This window comes from Pseudomonas tohonis, from assembly GCF_012767755.2.
Classification (GTDB): Bacteria; Pseudomonadota; Gammaproteobacteria; order Pseudomonadales; family Pseudomonadaceae; genus Metapseudomonas; species Metapseudomonas tohonis.
In genome coordinates, this window is sequence record NZ_AP023189.1 from 5,655,326 (window position 1) to 5,674,478 (window position 19,153).

Here is a 19,153-nt window from a genome sequence, read left to right on the forward strand (position 1 = left end):
CGGGGCGCTGGCTAAAGACGCCGCGGCTTGTGGCCGCGACGACGGATGACGAATTGTGGCGCGAAATGCGCGAGGCGGGAAGGCGCGGGCGGCGCACGGAAGGCGCCGCCGGGCGGGCGGTTCAGTTGATCGGAGTGGCGGTGAGGTTGGCGCGGATATCGGCGTTCTGCAGCTTCACCCCGTACATGGAGGTGACGGCGCCACCGGTGGGGTGAACGTGCTGGATGCGGTCGATGTTCACTTCCTTGAAGTGGATGCGGCCGTTGACCGCGAAGCCCAGCGGGTCGGGGGTGACGGCGGTGCAGGTGCTGCCGTTCTTGTTGCAGACCTTGGTCGGCGCGACGTCGAGGTTGAGGTCGGCGTTGAGGCCGTAGGTGTTGGCGTTGGGGTCCTTGGGGTTGCCGTCGGAGGTGTAGAAGTTATCCACAACCAGTTGGCTGCCGGTGCCGTTCACGCCGTTCACGCGATCGGTCTCGAGGATCACCTGGTTGCGCTTCTCGTCGGTGGCCACGCCATTGACCGAACTGTCGATGGTGGCGTCACGCACATAGACGTTCTTCAGCTTGACCGAGACGCCCTCGTTGCCACGGTCTTCCCAGCGGCCACCGCTGGCGGAGCAGGCACCCGCGGTGGAACCGCTGCCGCCGACGCAGAGGGCGCCGGCACCGCCGGAGCTGAGCGCCAGGGTGGAGCCCTGCTCGTAGCGCTTGAGCACCAGGCGACCGAGGCTGGTACCGGTGGCGCGGTCGCCCCAGCGCAGGTCGGCGACATCGAGGTTGGACCAATAGGTGCCCTTGCGCAGCTCGACGCCGTTGTTGCTGACATCCACCGAGCCGTCGCGGAAGTGCATGTCGTAGCGGGTGCCCGAAAGCCACAGGCCCTTGCCGGTCTCGTCCACGGTGATGGCGGCGCGGGCATCGGTGATGAAGAAGTCGGCGTTGTAGCTGATGCCCGAGCCGCTGCTGCCGCCCGGCTGCAGGGTGAGCTGGCCGTTGAGGGTGAAGTCGTAGGCGGGGAAGATTTCCATCAGCACCAGCAGCTCGGTGCCGCCCTGCAGCGGCGCGGTGGCGCTGCCCACGCGCAGGCCATCGAAGCTGTAGCTGCCCTTGACGTTGTTCAGGCCCAGGCGCAGGCCGTCGAAGTGGCCGTTGTAGCTGCCCTTGCTCATGTCGGTCTGGGTGCCGGCGTAGCACGAGGTGGACGCGCCGGCCGCGCAGCTCTTTGTGATGTCCAGGGTGACCTGCCCGGTGCCGTTGGTGCGCAGGCCGCTGAACCACATGCTGTTGCCGTTATCGGTGAGCGAGACCGAGCTGTTGGCCATGTTCCAGCTCAGGTCGGCGGTGATGCCCTTGAGGCCGGAGTTGGGGTCGCCGCCGGGGCGAAGCTTGAAGACGTTCTTCTTCGCGCCGTCGTCGACGAAGTTGAGGTCGATGCCCAGGCTGCCGAGCTTCTGGTTGGTCGGATTGCCGATGATCAGGCCGCCCAGGGTGGCGTTGAGCTTGAGGTCGGCGAAGGCGACCTGGACGAAGCTGCCGTTGCCATCCTGCATCAAATCGAGGGTCAGGCCGGCGAGGCTGCGCAGGGTGCCGGAGAAGTTCTCGGCACGCAGGATGCCTTCGTCCTGGTACTGGAACAGGCTGTTGACGATGTTCACGTCCGGCCGGATGCGCAGGCCCGAGCCGCTGGCGCCGCCGCTGGAGAGGCTGACGCTGCCGCCCAGGCGCAGGTCCATGTTCAGCTTGCCGAAGCTCTTGCTGGCGTTGGGGTCGCGCAGGTCCGGCGCATCGGGCGTCGCTGGCAATGCGCCGGGGTCGCCGTGGGCGAGGTCGAGGCCAATGCCGTTGATGGCGGCGACGAAGCGCGAGTTGCCGAGATCGAGCCGCACCGCCTGGCCATCACCACCGCTGACGATGTCGATGTAGGCGTTGTTCAGGTAGGCGTCGAGGCTCATGCCCTTGACGATCAGGTCGAAGCCGTTGTCGCGGTAGTAGAAGGTGACATCGGAAAGCGAGAGCCGGCTGTCGTCCACCGAGATGCCGGTCACGCCGCTGGCACCACCGCCCTTGATCTTCAGGGTCGCGCCCAGGGTGTAGAAGGCGCGCAGGGCACCGAAGCTCTTGCTGCTGCCGCCCATCTCGATGTTGTTGACGCTGAGCGCCTGGGCGCTGCTGGCGTGCTCGATCTGCAGGCGCTGGTTGACCACGTCCACCTTGGTGGTGGAGGTGATGCTGGACCCACTGCGCGGCTGGTTGCTGACGCCACGCAGGTTGAGGCTCTGGCCATCCTCGCTGTAGCTGATGTTGCTGGCCGACCAGCCGGCACTGGTGGTTTCCAGGCTGATGCCGTCCTGCCCGGTGACGTCGGACAGCGCCGTGTCATCCAGCGCCTGCATGGCCTGGGCCAGGGGGCTGAGGAGTACCGCGAACAACGCTACTGCACGCATCGCCTGCTCCTTTTACTTGGGGAAGACCAGCACGCTGCCCTGCATGCGGATGTCGCCATCGATCTTCGCCGAGAAGATGTTGGTCTGCTGGAAGGTGGCGTCACCGCCATTGGCCGTGGTGCCCACCTTGTTGCGCCAGCCGCCCTGGTTGGCGACGGCGAAGGCGAAGCTGCCGTCCTTGAAGCGCACGTTGTTGGGCAGGCCCAGCTCGATCACGTCCTGGTTGAAGCCGGCGGCGCTGTCGTTGATCAGCCGGGTGCGCAGGGTCAGGCCCTCGAAGCTGAACACGCCCTTGAGGTTGTCCAGCACGTACCAGCCGCCGGCCGCCTCGGTGCGGATGGCGATGCGCATCCCGCAGCTTTCCGGCGTGGCGGCGCCGGCGGTGGCGCAGCTGCGCTCGCCGATGGTCCATTGCGCGGCGTTGTTGGTGGCCGGGGTACTCCAGAGCACGCCACCGCCCTTGTTGATGCTGAACTCACCGGAGAGGTAGACCCCGCCCTGCCCGCTCGTGGCGCTGAGGTCGGCGTCGGCCATGGGCTTGAGCTCGGCCTGCGCGCAGCCGGCGGCAAGCAGAAGGGCCAGGGGGAGCACTCTAGAGGTCATGGCTGGTCACCTTCAGGTAGTTGATGCTGAGGCCGCCGATCTCGTTGTAGCCGAAGTTGTAGCCACCGGTACTGAAGTTGCCGGTACCCGTCTTGAGGTTGTTGATGATGATGCTGGTGCGCGGCGCGTTGGCGTAGAAGTCGTCCGCCAACGCCTGCTTCTGGGCGGCAGTGGTGCCGGACGCGGTCGGGTTCTGCAGTTCCAGCACGAACTGGCCGTTGCTGCTGACGTCGAACAGCAGCGGCTGGCTCTTGCCGTAGCCCAAGGCGACAGTGGCGTAGGCGCCGCTCATGAAAAGGGTGCGGTCACGCTGCTGCTCGGCGGTGGTGCAGTTGGTGCTGCCGGCGGCGCAGGACATCAGCTGGATGCTCTTGGCGAACAGGTTGATGCGCATCTCGCCGACCATCTGGCTCTTGGCCTTGTCGCCCCAGATGCGCAGGTAGGAGCCGTCCATGGCCAGCTCGGCGATATCCAGGTTGAGCACGTCGGTGCGCCCGGCGGCGACCTGGAAGTCGAAGCGGATGCCCAGGTCGACCTTCTCCGTGGCGCGGCTGGAGCAGGTGTTGCCGCCGGTGGAGTAACCGCTGATGCAGGCCGAGCCACCGGTGGTGAGGCGCTCGGGGAACATGAACTCCAGCACCGAGACGCCGTTGGGGGTGGTCTGCACCCACTGCCCGGCATCGTTGAGGGTACGCAGGGTTTCGCCACGGGCCAGGTTGAGGGCGAAGGGGTGGTCCAGGCGGCCGATGGTCACGGCATTGAGATTGGCGCCGTTGTTGCTGCCGATGGCGCCTAGATAGAACTCCTTCACCGAGATGGGCACGTTCTGCCCGCTGGCGTTGTTGATGTCGTTGAGGGTGATGGTGGCGTTGCTGGCATCCAGCAGCACCTTGTCCAGCACGAAGCCGATGCCGGCCCCATCGACGCTGGACAGCTCCTCGTCATCCAGCGCCTTGAGCTCGGCCTGGGCGGCGGTTGCCGCCAGGGCGAGCAGGATCGCGATCGAAGTCCGGACCATGATCAGCATCCCTTGGTGGCGGACCCCAGGCAGGTGTCCTGCCGGGGAATACCGTTGAAGGCCTGGTTGAAGTCGATGTTGATCGGGGAGACCAGGTTGCCGTTGGCGTCGCGATACTTGGGCATGTTCATGAAGGCGCCCTTGAGCGCGGTCATGAAGGCGTTGCTGTCCATGTCACGCCAGGCCACGTCCTGGGTCTGCAGGGAGATGAAGAAGCCCTTGGCGGCTCCCTCCATGTTGGCCATGTTGCTTGTGTTGCCCACCGGCAGCGATTGGAACTGAGACAGATTGAAGCAAGTCTGGATACCGAGAATGCTGCAGTTGTTCGAAGCAAAGGCCCCCAGCAATGCGTCAGTCCAACCTCCCGCACACCCCGACGTGCAGTTGAGACCGTCACCGTTCTTGATCCCCGCCATCGTTCCTCGTACCGGATCGAGGTTCCCCCCCGAAGTCACCAGGTTGGCATCCGCCTCTACGACGCTGGACGTGTAGACCCCCGCAAGGAATAGCGCCGTTTGCTGTACGAAGTTCGACTTATCGTAGATTGCCTGCCCTGTCCCCTTGATATGCACAGGAATGTTCCCGGTCAGACTCTGGATATCCCCGGACAGCACGCCCTTGGCCTCGCCGAAACCGATGCGCACGCCAACCACCTTGTTGCCGGAGTAGGCCAGTTCGAGGAAGGGATTGGAGATGCGGAACGGGTTGATCGAGCCGTCGGCGTTGACGGTACCGAGGGCGAAGTTGTTGATCAGGATGTCCGACGAGCCGGCGATCTCGCCGGGGCGAGTCACGCTGTCGTTGTACTGCCCGAGCTGCAGCTTCTTCATGTTCAGCTGGGTATCGACATCGACGCCCAGGTTGATGCGGGTGTAGTTGATCCCGGCGTTGGCATCGGTGGTCAGGTTGATGAACGCCTGGCCGGTGACGTTGGAAAGCTCCGCGTCATCGAGAGCCTCCATGCGAGCCTGGGCCGAGGTGGCCAGCAGGCTGGCGGCGAGCACGAGGAAAAGGCGTTTGGCGGGACTGCGGGTCAGGCGCATGGCGAGTTCCCTCTTATTCTTATAGTGGCGACCGAGCATCAGCGGCTCGATTCCGTGATGCCACTATAGGGAAGCACCTGCCATTGCGGCCCGACCCATAGGCGGGAAAAAGGTGGTTTTTTCGATGTTCGTCCTCGGCTCGCCGTTGCGGTTGTTACCCAAATCCACACCACCGCATGCCCCCCTAGCTTCAGGTTGGTCGGCAAGGCGATCAGACTAGGCGTCCTGCCCGCCAGCCTTTGGATAGCTGGGCGCAAAGCGGGGTAACTGCTCAACTACCGGCTCCAGACAACAAGGAGTCGTTGCAATGTTGAAATTCCGGATTCTCCCCATGGCCCTGGTTTCTTTCGGCCTACCACTAATGGCTGCAGCCGATGGCCAGACTGAGCTTGAGCAACAGCTCAGTTACATGAAGGGCGAATTCACTCCAATCCCCCAGGTAAAAGCCAGGGCCAAGTTATTTGGGCGTCAGGCAACTCTCCTTACAACATCGCTCAGCGGCACACTAATAGTCGGTAAAGCCATTACCTATGACAGCGCCAATCACACGCCCTATAACGAAGAGCCTAGGGATTCCACGACCTTCAACATGGTAGTGGCAGGCTATATGCCGTCCCCTGCAATAGGCTCGGTTAGCTTGAGCGGAGTCAGTACGCTGGCCTTTGCCCGCGTAGTAAAACTGTTCAACACGCCTCCGGTGCCGGAAGCAGACCTGATTTGTAATTTGTTCATGACGTCCAGCGAAGATGTTCAAGGCGTGAACATTGCCGGCACTTACCTTCCTCTGACCAAAGTCGGCTCGTCAGTTAAAAACGGTACAACTCATTACAACTACCAGGCAGTTGCCTTGGATACCGTCACTCCCAACTACCCTCAATACTTCCGCGATGAACACGCCTTCTGCACCACGTTCGAATCCTTCAACAACACCTATCCCAATGGCGCCAACGTGCCGGTGACCCTAACCCCGTAAGCGAACCAGACGCCTATCTTCACAGGTGCGCATGGGCCCATCTCATGCGCACGTGCCCGTGCAATTTCCTTCATCCGTCCGACAAGTGACCATCCTCGTCAGATTGCGACCGCTCTAGAATGTCGAGTGTGAGCTGGAGCACGCTTCCGGCCCCATTCCAAGCCCTTGAATTGACTGGCATGTTTTCTGCCTTGCTACACGGCAGATGCCGTATTGACCGAGTCCATGAACGCCAACTCCAAAGCCGATTCCGATTCACACTGGGACGAATTGCAGAACCAGAGCGACCTCGCCTGGGACCTGGATGCCATCACCGACCGCCAGCAGGCGATCGACTTCCTGCTGCGCTTCGAAAACCGCCTGTGCGTCTATTCCGGCTATGTCGAGAAGCTCTACAGCAACTACAGCTTCGTGGTGCCGGAGGAGGAGCATGGCAGCATCACCATCCTTCCCGACGAGCAGGCCTGGCACGACACCTTCAACGAAATCCCGCCCGAGGCGGTGGAGCCCACCGGCATCCACATCCTGCCCGGCGAGACCATGGGCTATTCGGGGCTGTACCTGAAGATCCCCGGCGAGCACCGCCTGGCCGCCTCCCGCGAGCTGCCGTTCCAGGAGGGCCTGAAGCTGCTGATCCAGCGCTACCAGGCGAAGAACGACCACTTCCTGCCGGTGCTGGTGAAGGGTGACCTGCGCGAGTACGAGGCGCGCATGCCCTCGCTGCACCTGCACCGCATCAATACCGAGCGCCTGGGCCATACCTCGCAGCTCAACGTCAATGCCATCAAGGCCGCCATCGCCGATCACCTGATCGGGCTGTTCCGCCAGAGCTGACCCTTCCCCAGACCCGGGCGCCCAGCGGATTCCCGCATGCGCGGGCATCACCTGGCCGGGCAACCGTTCACCCGGCACGCCGCCATGCGAACCAGCCGTCCTTTGATCAGCTCGGGCTGAGTCGAGCCGGCGGTCATGCAGTACAATCGCGTCTTTTTCCTCAGGCAGGGACCGTCTCCCACGATGATCGAACCCAAACGCGTTTTGCGCGCCCTCGCCGAGCACTGGGCGCTGCTGGAGCCGCTGTGCGAGCGCTTCGACGCCGGCACGCTGAGCCTGGCCGAATTGCGCCTGCAGCTCGGGGCCCAGTTGCCGGAGGGCACGCCCACGGACATCACCGCGTTGCTCGACCAATGGATCCGCCTGGACATCCTGGTGCCGGTGGCCAAGAGCCCCAACCGCTTCGAGCTGAACGCCCAGATCCACGACTTCCTCGCCTACCTGCGCCGTGAACACCGCCTCGGCCTTTGCCTGGAGATCGAGGCCTACCTGCGTCACCTGGAGCGCCTGGCCGGCTACATCCAGGAAGCCTTCGAGATCCGCGACGGCAACGACCTGGCGCGCCAGCTGCGCCTGCTCGACATGCGCGTGCGCGATGTCTTGAAGAAGCTCGACAACGACGAGCAGGCCCTGGTGGCCGTGGCCGAACGGGCCAAGACCAGCGACCGGCAGATCCCGCTGCGCCAGCGTTATGCCGAGGTCCTGGCGACCTGGGATGAATACGTCGAGCCGATGATCCAGCTGGTTTCCGCCGATGGCGCGTTCGAACAGGGCGTGCGCCGGGTCGAGCAGGTGCTGCTCAAGCTGCTCGGCGAACAGCAGCGCCTGGGCCAGCTGGTCGACGACGACCTGCTGCTGCGTACCCATGCGCGCATCCTGGAGATGCAGACCACCGCCCAGCTGACGCTGCGCAAGGCCCGTGAACTGCTGCTGCCGTTGCGCGAAGAAGCGCGCCGGCACAACGCGGTGACCCGTGGCGCCGCCCTGGCGCTCTCGGTGATCCGCAAGAAGGGCCTGGACGCCGTTCCGCAGTCCGCCCTGCCGCTGTTCACCCGGCCGCAGAGCACCTTCCTCGGCAGCGCCTCGCAGGTGGAAGCCTACGTCTACGCCCTGGCGCGTTTCGAGCCCAAGCCCGCGCACTTCCCCAAGGCCTCCGGGGGCCGTCGTGGCGAAGCACCGCGCGCGCCGCGCACCGCCCGGGAAATGATCGACCGCTGCGAACAGGCCCTGCCGCTGCCGGACCTCATGGCCTGGCTGCTGGAGCAGGAGCCGGAAGGCGCCACCGACGAGCTGCTGTACTGGTTCTCCCGCCTCTCCCGCGAAAGCCGCTTCCAGCGCGACCGCCTGGAACGCCGCGACTACCTCACCGCGGAGCATCAGGTCAGCCTGAGCTCCTTCGCCCTCATCAAGAGCGAAAAACATGCATCTTAATCTCACCGAAATGACCCAGCTCTCGGCCATCTTCCGCGAGCTGTTCAAGGGCTATCACCTCTCGCGCAGCGAGCCGGAATGCTACGCCCAGCTGTCCACCATGCAGGACCAGTACCGCGCCCTGTTCAAGGCGCTTGGCTTCGAGCTGGTGTGCGACCCGCGCGGCTTCTACTACTTCGTGCCCGAGCAGATGGGCGCCCAGGTGAACAAGACCGCCCAGCGCCTGGCGCTGTTCACCTTCATCCTCGTGGAGCACCTGGCCGACCAGGGCCGCGACCCGCTTTCCGTGCTCGATGGCGGCTCTATCGGCCGCGACGAGCTGCCCGCGCTGCTGGAGAAGTACCGCGACCTGTTCCTGCAGGCCGAGGTGACCACCCATGAAGAGCTGGAGGAGAAGGTCATCCGCCGCCTGACGCAGCTCGGCTTCGCCGAGGACAGCAACGGCGTGTACCGCTTCCTGCCGCCCATGCACCGCTTCCTCGACGTGTGCCTGGCCGTGCAGCACGACCGCGACCTGGCCGCCAACCTGCACAGCAGCGACCTGGCCCTGCCGGCGCCGGTGCTGATGGATGACGACGGCGAGGAGCCGATCGTCTCGCTGGAGGTCGAGGAGCCGGCCGCCGCTGAATCCGAAGAAGACGCCCTGGCACGAGCCATGGCCGAAGAGCGCGCCGCGCAGGAGATGGACGCATGAGCCAGGAACGCTACGGCATCCGCCGCTTCGCCCTGCTGAACACCGCCGGCTACAGCCTCGGCCTGTTCCCGCTGGAAACCCCGCTGTCGGTCTACGGCGCCAACAACCTGGGTAAATCCGCGTCGATCAACGCGCTGCAGTTCCCCATCCTGGCGCGCATGTCGGACATGAGCTTCGGCAAGTACAGCCTGGAGCAGTCACGCAAGTTCTACTTCGCCACCGACACCAGCTACATCCTGGTCGAAGTCTCCCTGCCCCACGGCCCTCATGTGATCGGCGTCGCCGGCCGCGGCCCGGGCGGCGGCTTCGGCCACCAGTTCTTCGCCTACCAGGGCAGCCTGGACCTGGATCACTACCAGAAGAACGGCACCTGCCTGCGTCAGCGCGAGCTGTTCAACAACCTCGAGCGCGAAGGCATCAAGGCCTACGAGCTCAAGCCTGACGAGCTGCGCCGGCTGCTGGTGGGCGGGCACACGTCCATCCCGCTGGACCTGACGCTGATCCCGCTGCGCTCGACCAGCGAACAGAGCCTGAAGACCTTCCGCTCGCTGTTCATCAACCTGCTGCACATGCGCGAGATCACCGCGGCCAAGCTCAAGCAGCTGTTCCTCGATGCCTTCGAGCACAGCCTGCGCTCCGGCAGCGTCGACTACATCGCCGCCACCGAGGAAGCCTTCCGCGACGTGCGCCGCATGGAGCAGGACTACCAGGCGCTGGTGGCCGCCGGCCCGCTGGTGGAGGCGCTGTCCAATGGCGTGGCCCAGCGCGAGATCCTGCGCGGCAAGCTGCATCGCCTCTCGCCCCTGCTGGATAACCTGCTGGGCACCTGGCACGACTACTCCGGTGCGCGCCGCGAGGAACTGGTGATCCAGGCCGAGCACTACCGCAACGAGCAGGACGGCCTGCAGCACGAGCAGCGCGGCGGCACCCAGGAGCTGATGCGCCTGGAGCGCGAGATCAGCGAGATCCAGCGCTGGCTCGGCGAGCTGGCGGTGCTGAAGAACCGCTTCGCCCTGGTGGACGACGTCAAGGTGCTGGAGCAGCAGCTGCTGGCCGCCAAGGACGCCCATGACGAGCTCGCGGGTGCCCTGGCGCAATCCCGTCAGTTCTCCTCGGAAGACCTGGACGAGCGCCTGCGTGACCTGGAGAAACGCCTGAAGTCGGTCAAGCAGCAGCTCGACCACGCCGACAACAACAGCTACTCGCGCCTGCGCGAGGAGTTCTCCCAGGCCGATGTCGACCGCCTGATGCGCCTGTTCAACGGCCAGCTGTTCAGCCTGCCGCTGGGTGAGAAAGGCATCCAGCTGGATGATGAGGACGCCTGGGTGAAATCCCTGGAAGCCATCCTCGATCGCTTCAAGGGCGAGCACTTCCAGGTGCCCGGCCTGGATATCGACCTGTCCCACATCGAGCCGCCGGCCTTGCAGGCCCTGGCCGACCGCGCCGCCCTGCGCGACCAGAAGGATCGCCTGGAGCGCGAGCTCAAGCAGCTCAAGACCCAGCAATCGGTCGCCGCCGACCGTGCCGCGAGCAAGGCCCAGGCCGAACAGCTGTACCAGGCCGTGCTGGATGCGCAGAAGGCCCTGGAGGACTTCCGCAAGACCCAGACGCTGTCCGCCGAGGAAGCCGGCAAGCTGGAGTTGCTGGCCCAGCGCGAAGCGGCGCAGGACGACCTGAAGCGCTCCAGCGACGCCTTCACCGAACGCGTCCAGCAGCTCTCTGCCAAGCTGCAGCTGGTGGGCCGCCAGCTCGCCGACCTGGAAGCCAAGGAGCGCACCCTGGAAGACGCGCTGCGTCGCCGCCAGCTGCTGCCGGCCGACCTGCCCTTCGGCACGCCCTTCACCGACCCGGTGGACGACAGCATCGACAACCTGCTGCCGCTGCTCAACGACTACCAGGACACCTGGCAGGCGCTGCAGCGCATCGATGGGCAGATCGAGGCGCTGTACGCCCAAGTGCGCCTGAAGGGCGTGGCCAAGTTCGACAGCGAGGACGACACCGAGCGTCGCCTGCAGCTGCTGATCAACGCCTACGCACACCGCCAGGACGAGGCCCTGACCCTCGCCAAGGCCCGCCGCGCGGCGGTCACCGACATCGCCCGTACCCTGCGCAACATCCGCAGCGACTACGACAACCTGGAACACCAGCTGGCGCTGTTCAACCGCGAGATCAACAAGCGCCAGGTGTCGAACCTGCAGAGCTTCCGCATCGTGCTGGCGCCGAACAAGGATGCGCTGCGCCACATCGACCAGATCATCCACAGCGCTGGCCAGTACGAGGAAGGCGAGACCCTGTCGGTGTTCGACCTGTCGCAATCCTCCGAGCAGGACGCGAAGAACGAGGAGGCCAAGGAGTACCTGGCGCGCCTGGTCGCCGCCAACGGCAACCAGCTGGGCCTGAAGGACCTGTTCGAGCTGGCCTTCGAGATCACCAAGGTGCATGGCCAGCCGATCATCCACACGGACATCGATGGCGCCGCCTCCAACGGCACCACCATGACCATCAAGGCGCTGACCAACATGTACCTGCTGCTGCACCTGATGGACCGCGAGCAGGCCGGCCGCATCCGTCTGCCCTACTACCTGGACGAGGCGGCGGACATCGACGAGCGCAACCAGCAGGCGCTGATCGAGACCAGCGCCCAGTTGGGCTTCACGCCCATCCTGGCGTCGGTGAAGCCGCAGGTTTCGGCCGACGTGGCCATCGACCTGGAAGGTGGCAGCGGCCCCAACGGCATCTACATCGACGAGGCGGACTGGAAGTTCATCAAGCGTCGCGAGCAGCCCAGCCGGCAGGCACCTGCCGCGAGCGAGGAAGCCGAGCCGGCGTGAGTCGAAGCCGCAGAAAAGAAAAAGGGCCGCAGATGCGGCCCTTTTTCATGCGGGGTGGATCATTTCTCGAGGGTGATCTTCGGCGCCCACTTCAGCCATTCCTCGTTGAGTTCGTCATGCAGGGCGAAGGTCTGCCCGGGAATGGCCGGTGCGCCCATCTGGTCGTTGTCCGGGGTGGCGAAGGCGATGCCACCCTCGATCAGCGCTTCCAGTGATTCGGTACGTACCTTCACGCCCTTGAACAGGCCGGCGTCGATGCCCACGCCGCTGGCGTTCCAGAAGCGCGTGCCGCTGCGCACCAGGGAGGCGTAGCGCGGCTCGATGAGGACGTGGATGAGGACGCGGTCGGCGGTCTTGCCCAGTTCGAAACGCACCACCTTGCCTACCGGTACTTCGCGGTAGCTGACCACCACGCCGGGCTTGATGGAGCCGCGGCGAGCGGTGCTGAGGACGATACGCAGGCCTTCCTCGCGGGCGATGACCGACGGCGGCTCGGTGAGCGCGGTGAAGGTGGTCTGCAGCGGCCCCTTGGCGGAGGCGGGCTGCACTTCCAGGTACTGGCCGCTGACCAGGGTATCGAGGTTGGCGGTGCGCACCAGGCCGAGCTCGGGCTTGACCACCCAGAACTGGCTGCCGGCGCGGGCAATGCGGTCGGTGGCTTCGGTGATGCGCGCGCTGACCACGACGCCGGCTAGGTCATCGGCCAGGGCGATGCGTTCGACGCTGCCGACATCCAGCCCCTTGAAGCGCACCGGCGTGCCTTCGCGCAGGCCATCGGCCTGCGGCATGCGGATTTCGATCACCGTGCCCTTGCCGAGGGCGAGGTTCTCGTTGTCGTAGAGGGTGAAGCGGCGCGGCTTGGTCACCGGCGTGGCCTTGGAGTCGGGCGTGCTGAAGGAGATGCCACCGGCCAGCAGGGTCTGCAGCGACTCGCTCTTCACCTCGACGCCCGAGAGGCCGCCCTTGATGCTGACGCCGCTGACGTTCCAGAAGCGGGTCGATTCGTTGACCAGCTTGGCGAACTCCGGCTCGATGTGGACGCCGACGACGACGCGCTGTTGGTCACGGGAGAGCTGGTAGCTCTGCACGCTGCCCACGCGCATCTGCTTGTAGAGGATGGGGCTGCCGACATCGAGCGAGCCGAGCTTGTCGCTGGTGAGCACCAGGTGCAGGCCGGGGGCGTCGGTGTTCAGCGGCGGTGCCTTCGGCCGGGCGGTGAACTCGCGGGTGGGGGTGCCGCTCTTGGCGAAGCGCACGGCGATGTAGTTGCCCTTGACCAGGGCCTCGATGCCGCTGATGCCAGCCAGGGAGATGGAGGGCTTGACCGTCCAGAACTCGGTGCCTTCGACGAGGAACTCCTCGGTGCGCGGCTCCATGGTCAGCTCGGCGGTGGCGCCGGCGAAGTTCTTGTCCATGTCGAGCTTCTTGAGGGTGCCGACCTGGACGCCGTTGTACATCACCGGGGTGTTGCCCGGGTTGAGGCCGCTGACGTCTTCCATCCGCAGCATGACCTTGAGGCCCGCCTCGGCCGCCTCGAAGCCGTCGTAGAGGCGGAAGGGGATGGTGGAGTCGGTGGGCGGGCTGTCCTGCCGGTTCTCGGGCGTGGCGAAGGCGATGCCGCCGGCGGCCATGCTGAGCAGCGACTCGGTGCGGATCTTCACCCCGGACAGGCCGGCGGTGACGTTGAGGCCGCTGGCGTTCCAGAAGCGCGTGTGCTTGCGCACGAGCTGGGCGTAGGGCTGCTCGATGTGCACCTTGATCTCGACGGTGCGCTGGTCTTCGGCCAGTTGGTAGCTCTTCACCTGGCCGACCTGGATCTGCCGGTAGTAGACGGGGCTGCCCTGCTCCAGGGAGCCGAGGCGCTCGGCCTTGAGGGTGAGGTGCAGGCCGGGCAGGTTGTCGGAGAGCGGCGGCGGCTCGGACAGCGCGTGGTACTTGCGCTCGGGCTCGCCCTTCACCGGGTCGATGGCGATGTAGATGCCGGAGACCAGGGTCTCCAGGCCGGTGACGCCTGCGAGCGATACACGCGGACGCACGAGCCAGAAGCGGGTTTCCTTGCTCAGGTAGGGCTCGGCCTCCTTGAGCACTTCGACCGTGGCGACGACGCCATTGATGTCATCGCTGACGTGCAGGTCGGTGACCTTGCCGACCTGGATGCCCTTGTACATGAGCTGGGTCTTGCCGACCTGGATGCCTTCGCCGTTTTCGAAGTAGATCTTGATGTCGATACCGGCGTCGTTCATCGACTTCCAGCCCAGCCACAGGCCGATGCCCAGGGCGATCAGGGGCAGGACCCAGATGGCGGACCAGTTGGTGGTTTTCTTCGTCTTGGGCTTTGGCAGGTCAGCCATTCTCGTCGTCCATATCGGTGTTGTCCCAGATCAGTCGGGGATCGAAGGTTACTGCGGCGGTCATGGTCAGGACCACAACACTGGCGAAGGCGGCCGCTCCGGGGTTGGCCTCGATGCTGGCGAGGTTGCCGAAGTTCACCAGCGCCACGAGGATGGCGATGACGAAGATATCGAGCATGGACCAGCGGCCGATCCATTCGATGAAGCGGTACATGAGGATGCGCTGGCGCGCCGACATCGGCTGGTGCCGCTGTACGGAATACAACAGCAACGCGATGCCGACGAGCTTGAAGGTGGGCACGAGGATGCTTGCGGTGAAGACCACGAGGGCGATGGGCAGCATGTCGGCGTGGATCAGCTCGATCACGCCTTCCATGATGGTGGAGGGCGAGCCGTTGCCGAAGAAGTTGACCGTCATGATCGGCAGTACGTTGGCCGGGATGTAGAGGATGGTGGCGGTGAGCAGCAGTGCCCAGGTGCGGATCAGGCTGTTCGGCCGGCGCTCGTGGAGGCGCGAGCCGCAGCGGGTGCAGCAGGGCGCGTCGTCGTCCTGATCGGGACGGTTCAGCTGGTGGCAATCGCTGCAGACGAGGATGCCGGCATCAAGCGCTCTCACTGGCATGACCTCCGGCGTCGAGGGAGTCCCAGACCTGGTGCGGTGACATGGTCACTTCCAGCCAGACCTGGGACAGCAGCAGGCCGATGAAGCAGGCGAGTCCGATCCCTAGGTGCAGGTCGGCCATGTCGATCAGCTTGACGATGCTGACGAGGATGCCCATGAGGTAGACCTCGAGCATCCCCCATTCGCGCATGTGGTGATACAGGCGATAAAGGTACAGGCCGAGCCCCTGCATCACCTGCCAGCGGATGCACAGCAGCACGACCAGTTGGCAGAGCAGCTTGAGCAGCGGGATGACCATGCTGCAGAGGAAGACCAGGACGGCCACGCCATCCATGCCACTGTGATAGAGGCCGAGCACGCCGCTCCAGATGGTGTCCTGGGTGGTCTGGCCGAGCAGGTTGAGCTTCATGATCGGCAGGAAGTTCGCCGGGACGTAGAGCATCAGGGCCGTCAAAACGAGGGCAAGGGCACGGCGCTCCATATGAGCGCGGTGGACGATGATCTCGTAACCACAACGGGGGCAGCAGGCCTTGTGCTCCTCTTCGACGGGCTGGCGATGCATCAGCAGGTCGCACTCTGGGCAGGCAACCAACTCCTCAAGGGGACGTTCGGACAACGGGCGGGGATCGGCCGAGTCAGGCATACAGGGGGCTCATGTGAATTCGCGCCTATTCTAGACGAGCGCAGCCGCAAAGGGTCTGTCTGACTGTGACCCGATTTGCCATTAACAGGTTCGAAACAGGCTGGGAATGCCAGCCTGAATATATCGGTAGCCCGGACTTCAGTCCGTGGACTCTTTCAGGGCTGAGAGCGGGTCAATGAAGCGATCGCGGCAGGCACCGGCATGGCAGTCCTTCGGTCTGCCCGCTGCCCAGGCACATCGCCGTGGCGCTACACGCGATGCCATGGCGCACCGGATGGATCGCAATGCCCGCACTTCGAGCGGTGCCCGGCGTTACAGGTGCCCCTCATCAGCCGGCCGATTTTCTCAGGCGCAAAGTCAAACCCCCGACCTTCTTGCGAAGGTCGGGGGTTTGGTATAGGTGCTTGACGATGACCTACTCTCACATGGAGAAACTCCACACTACCATCGGCGATGCATCGTTTCACTACTGAGTTCGGGATGGGATCAGGTGGTTCCAACGCTCTATGGTCGTCAAGCAATTCGGTTGGGGTATCGTCTGGGACGCGACCCCGAATGGGTATGTGATAAGGCTTTGCAAGTTCTGGCCAATTTTCGGCTAAGTCGACTTCACCTTATAACAACAATCGTCAGATTGTTTGGGTGTTATATGGTCAAGCCTCACGGGCAATTAGTATTGGTTAGCTCAACGCCTCACAGCGCTTACACACCCAACCTATCAACGTCGTAGTCTTCGACGGCCCTTTAGGGGATTCAAGATCCCAGTGAGATCTCATCTTGAGGCGAGTTTCCCGCTTAGATGCTTTCAGCGGTTATCTCTTCCGAACGTAGCTACCCGGCAATGCCACTGGCGTGACAACCGGAACACCAGAGGTTCGTCCACTCCGGTCCTCTCGTACTAGGAGCAGCCCCTCTCAAATCTCAAACGTCCACGGCAGATAGGGACCGAACTGTCTCACGACGTTCTAAACCCAGCTCGCGTACCACTTTAAATGGCGAACAGCCATACCCTTGGGACCGGCTTCAGCCCCAGGATGTGATGAGCCGACATCGAGGTGCCAAACACCGCCGTCGATATGAACTCTTGGGCGGTATCAGCCTGTTATCCCCGGAGTACCTTTTATCCGTTGAGCGATGGCCCTTCCATACAGAACCACCGGATCACTAAGACCTACTTTCGTACCTGCTCGACGTGTCTGTCTCGCAGTCAAGCGCGCTTTTGCCTTTATACTCTACGACCGATTTCCGACCGGTCTGAGCGCACCTTCGTACTCCTCCGTTACTCTTTAGGAGGAGACCGCCCCAGTCAAACTGCCCACCATACACTGTCCTCGATCCGGATGACGGACCAGAGTTAGAACCTCAAGCATGCCAGGGTGGTATTTCAAGGATGGCTCCACGCAGACTGGCGTCCACGCTTCAAAGCCTCCCACCTATCCTACACAAGCAGGCTCAAAGTCCAGTGCAAAGCTACAGTAAAGGTTCACGGGGTCTTTCCGTCTAGCCGCGGATACACTGCATCTTCACAGCGATTTCAATTTCACTGAGTCTCGGGTGGAGACAGCGCCGCCATCGTTACGCCATTCGTGCAGGTCGGAACTTACCCGACAAGGAATTTCGCTACCTTAGGACCGTTATAGTTACGGCCGCCGTTTACCGGGGCTTCGATCAAGAGCTTCGCTTGCGCTAACCCCATCAATTAACCTTCCGGCACCGGGCAGGCGTCACACCCTATACGTCCACTTTCGTGTTTGCAGAGTGCTGTGTTTTTAATAAACAGTCGCAGCGGCCTGGTATCTTCGACCGGCATGGGCTTACGGAGCAAGTCCTTCACCCTCACCGGCGCACCTTCTCCCGAAGTTACGGTGCCATTTTGCCTAGTTCCTTCACCCGAGTTCTCTCAAGCGCCTTGGTATTCTCTACCCAACCACCTGTGTCGGTTTGGGGTACGGTTCCTAGTTACCTGAAGCTTAGAAGCTTTTCCTGGAAGCATGGCATCAACCACTTCATCGTCTAAAAGACGACTCGTCATCAGCTCTCAGCATTAAGCGCCCGGATTTACCTAAGCACTCTGCCTACCACCTTAAACTTGGACAACCAACGCCAAGCTGGCCTAGCCTTCTCCGTCCCTCCATCGCAGTAACTAGAAGTACAGGAATATTAACCTGTTTCCCATCGACTACGCTCTTCAGCCTCGCCTTAGGGACCGACTAACCCTGCGTCGATTAACGTTGCGCAGGAACCCTTGGTCTTTCGGCGTGCGAGTTTTTCACTCGCATTGTCGTTACTCATGTCAGCATTCGCACTTCTGATACCTCCAGCAAGCTTCTCAACTCACCTTCACAGGCTTACAGAACGCTCCTCTACCGCATCACTTACGTGATACCCGTAGCTTCGGTGTATGGTTTGAGCCCCGTTACATCTTCCGCGCAGGCCGACTCGACTAGTGAGCTATTACGCTTTCTTTAAAGGGTGGCTGCTTCTAAGCCAACCTCCTAGCTGTCTAAGCCTTCCCACATCGTTTCCCACTTAACCATAACTTTGGGACCTTAGCTGACGGTCTGGGTTGTTTCCCTTTTCACGACGGACGTTAGCACCCGCCGTGTGTCTCCCATGCTCGGCACTTGTAGGTATTCGGAGTTTGCATCGGTTTGGTAAGTCGGGATGACCCCCTAGCCGAAACAGTGCTCTACCCCCTACAGTGATACATGAGGCGCTACCTAAATAGCTTTCGAGGAGAACCAGCTATCTCCGAGCTTGATTAGCCTTTCACTCCGATCCACAGGTCATCCGCTAACTTTTCAACGGTAGTCGGTTCGGTCCTCCAGTCAGTGTTACCTAACCTTCAACCTGCCCATGGATAGATCGCCCGGTTTCGGGTCTATTCCCAGCGACTAGACGCCCTATTAAGACTCGCTTTCGCTACGCCTCCCCTATTCGGTTAAGCTCGCCACTGAAAATAAGTCGCTGACCCATTATACAAAAGGTACGCAGTCACCCAACAAAGTGGGCTCCCACTGCTTGTACGCATACGGTTTCAGGTTCTATTTCACTCCCCTCTCCGGGGTTCTTTTCGCCTTTCCCTCACGGTACTGGTTCACTATCGGTCAGTCAGTAGTATTTAGCCTTGGAGGATGGTCCCCCCATATTCAGACAAAGTTTCTCGTGCTCCGTCCTACTCGATTTCACTTCTAAGATCCTTTCGCGTACAGGGCTATCACCCACTATGGCCGCACTTTCCAGAGCGTTCCGCTAAAATCAAAGAAGCTTAAGGGCTAGTCCCCGTTCGCTCGCCACTACTAAGGGAATCTCGGTTGATTTCTGTTCCTCAGGGTACTTAGATGTTTCAGTTCCCCTGGTTCGCCTCTTGCACCTATGGATTCAGTACAAGATACCTAGGTTATCCTAGGTGGGTTCCCCCATTCAGAGATCTCCGGATCAAAGTCTGTTTGCCGACTCCCCGAAGCTTATCGCAGGCTACCACGTCTTTCATCGCCTCTGACTGCCAAGGCATCCACCGTATGCGCTTCTTCACTTGACCATATAACCCCAAGCAATCTGGTTATTGTCTCTAACGTGAAGACGACATTCGCCGAAAATTCGCGCTTGAACTCGCAAATTTTACCTTGACTTGATTAATCACCAGTGAAAGAGATTAATCAGTCTA

Annotated in this window: 12 protein-coding genes and 2 rRNA genes; 5 read left to right on the forward strand and 9 right to left on the reverse strand. The window is 62.6% G+C overall.

Features of this window, described 5'->3' with window-relative positions; genetic code table 11:
- Window positions 1–121: 121 nt before the first annotated feature.
- Genes HSX14_RS26065 through HSX14_RS26080 form a run of 4 tightly spaced genes read right to left on the reverse strand, consistent with a single transcriptional unit; the run spans window position 122 to window position 5,107 of the window.
- Complete coding sequence (locus tag HSX14_RS26065; RefSeq protein WP_173172481.1) at window positions 122–2,443, reverse strand: DUF6160 family protein; 2,322 nt, start codon at window positions 2,441–2,443, stop codon at window positions 122–124.
- Between the two features lie 12 nt (window positions 2,444–2,455).
- Window positions 2,456–3,046: a DUF6160 family protein gene (locus tag HSX14_RS26070; RefSeq protein WP_173172479.1), complete on the reverse strand. Its 591-nt coding sequence runs from the start codon at window positions 3,044–3,046 to the stop codon at window positions 2,456–2,458.
- Entirely contained in the window at window positions 3,036–4,064 is a 1,029-nt protein-coding gene (locus tag HSX14_RS26075) for a hypothetical protein (RefSeq protein WP_228723499.1), read from the reverse strand. The genes HSX14_RS26070 and HSX14_RS26075 overlap by 11 nt, the downstream gene beginning before the upstream one ends.
- A 2-nt stretch (window positions 4,065–4,066) precedes the next feature.
- Window positions 4,067–5,107, reverse strand: a complete 1,041-nt coding sequence (locus HSX14_RS26080; RefSeq protein ID WP_173172475.1) for a DUF6160 family protein — start codon at window positions 5,105–5,107, stop codon at window positions 4,067–4,069.
- A 331-nt stretch (window positions 5,108–5,438) separates the two neighbouring features.
- Here HSX14_RS26080 and HSX14_RS26085 point away from each other — a divergent pair, with 331 nt between their 5' ends.
- The 5 genes from HSX14_RS26085 to mksF all read left to right on the forward strand — a co-directional run bounded on the left by HSX14_RS26085 (window position 5,439) and on the right by mksF (window position 11,870).
- Entirely contained in the window at window positions 5,439–6,080 is a 642-nt protein-coding gene (locus tag HSX14_RS26085) for a hypothetical protein (protein WP_173172473.1), read from the forward strand.
- 225 nt (window positions 6,081–6,305) lie between these two features.
- A complete protein-coding gene (locus HSX14_RS26090; protein ID WP_021220394.1) occupies window positions 6,306–6,914 on the forward strand; it encodes a hypothetical protein in 609 nt (202 codons plus the stop codon).
- Window positions 6,915–7,097: 183 nt separating this feature from the next.
- The gene (gene mksB / locus HSX14_RS26095) at window positions 7,098–8,345 is read left to right on the forward strand and encodes an Mks condensin complex protein MksB (protein ID WP_173172471.1); all 1,248 of its coding nucleotides are present in this window, start codon (window positions 7,098–7,100) and stop codon (window positions 8,343–8,345) included.
- Window positions 8,335–9,039, forward strand: coding sequence for an Mks condensin complex protein MksE (gene mksE / locus HSX14_RS26100; RefSeq protein ID WP_111264237.1), 705 nt, complete (start codon window positions 8,335–8,337; stop codon window positions 9,037–9,039). The genes mksB and mksE overlap by 11 nt, the downstream gene beginning before the upstream one ends.
- Window positions 9,036–11,870: an Mks condensin complex protein MksF gene (mksF, locus tag HSX14_RS26105; protein ID WP_173172469.1), complete on the forward strand. Its 2,835-nt coding sequence runs from the start codon at window positions 9,036–9,038 to the stop codon at window positions 11,868–11,870. The genes mksE and mksF overlap by 4 nt, the downstream gene beginning before the upstream one ends.
- 59 nt (window positions 11,871–11,929) lie before the next feature.
- On the opposite strand, the gene HSX14_RS26110 is transcribed toward mksF, so the two are convergent.
- The 5 genes from HSX14_RS26110 to HSX14_RS26130 form a co-directional block, all read right to left on the reverse strand.
- On the reverse strand, window positions 11,930–14,221 hold the full coding sequence (locus HSX14_RS26110; RefSeq protein WP_173172467.1) for a PqiB family protein: 2,292 nt from the start codon (window positions 14,219–14,221) through the stop codon (window positions 11,930–11,932).
- Window positions 14,214–14,837 (reverse strand): paraquat-inducible protein A, encoded by a 624-nt coding sequence (locus tag HSX14_RS26115; protein WP_173172465.1) that lies wholly within the window; start codon window positions 14,835–14,837, stop codon window positions 14,214–14,216. The genes HSX14_RS26110 and HSX14_RS26115 overlap by 8 nt, the downstream gene beginning before the upstream one ends.
- Entirely contained in the window at window positions 14,824–15,486 is a 663-nt protein-coding gene (locus HSX14_RS26120) for a paraquat-inducible protein A (RefSeq protein ID WP_173172463.1), read from the reverse strand. Before HSX14_RS26120 ends, HSX14_RS26115 begins: the two co-directional genes overlap by 14 nt.
- A 402-nt stretch (window positions 15,487–15,888) precedes the next feature.
- Window positions 15,889–16,004, reverse strand: a 5S ribosomal RNA gene (gene rrf, locus HSX14_RS26125).
- Window positions 16,005–16,135: 131 nt separating this feature from the next.
- Window positions 16,136–19,027 (reverse strand): 23S ribosomal RNA (locus HSX14_RS26130).
- Window positions 19,028–19,153: the final 126 nt, after the last annotated feature.

Bases quoted from the DNA above. Each gene is read 5' to 3' on its own strand.
- HSX14_RS26120 (WP_173172463.1), bottom strand. From the start codon at position 15,486: ATGCCTGACTCGGCCGATCCCCGCCCGTTGTCCGAACGTCCCCTTGAG.
- mksF (WP_173172469.1), top strand. From the start codon at position 9,036: ATGAGCCAGGAACGCTACGGCATCCGCCGCTTCGCCCTGCTGAACACC.
- mksE (WP_111264237.1), top strand. From the start codon at position 8,335: ATGCATCTTAATCTCACCGAAATGACCCAGCTCTCGGCCATCTTCCGC.
- HSX14_RS26110 (WP_173172467.1), bottom strand. From the start codon at position 14,221: ATGGCTGACCTGCCAAAGCCCAAGACGAAGAAAACCACCAACTGGTCC.
- HSX14_RS26065 (WP_173172481.1), bottom strand. From the start codon at position 2,443: ATGCGTGCAGTAGCGTTGTTCGCGGTACTCCTCAGCCCCCTGGCCCAG.
- HSX14_RS26085 (WP_173172473.1), top strand. From the start codon at position 5,439: ATGGCCCTGGTTTCTTTCGGCCTACCACTAATGGCTGCAGCCGATGGC.
- HSX14_RS26090 (WP_021220394.1), top strand. From the start codon at position 6,306: ATGAACGCCAACTCCAAAGCCGATTCCGATTCACACTGGGACGAATTG.
- HSX14_RS26070 (WP_173172479.1), bottom strand. From the start codon at position 3,046: ATGACCTCTAGAGTGCTCCCCCTGGCCCTTCTGCTTGCCGCCGGCTGC.
- HSX14_RS26080 (WP_173172475.1), bottom strand. From the start codon at position 5,107: ATGCGCCTGACCCGCAGTCCCGCCAAACGCCTTTTCCTCGTGCTCGCC.
- HSX14_RS26075 (WP_228723499.1), bottom strand. From the start codon at position 4,064: ATGGTCCGGACTTCGATCGCGATCCTGCTCGCCCTGGCGGCAACCGCC.
- mksB (WP_173172471.1), top strand. From the start codon at position 7,098: ATGATCGAACCCAAACGCGTTTTGCGCGCCCTCGCCGAGCACTGGGCG.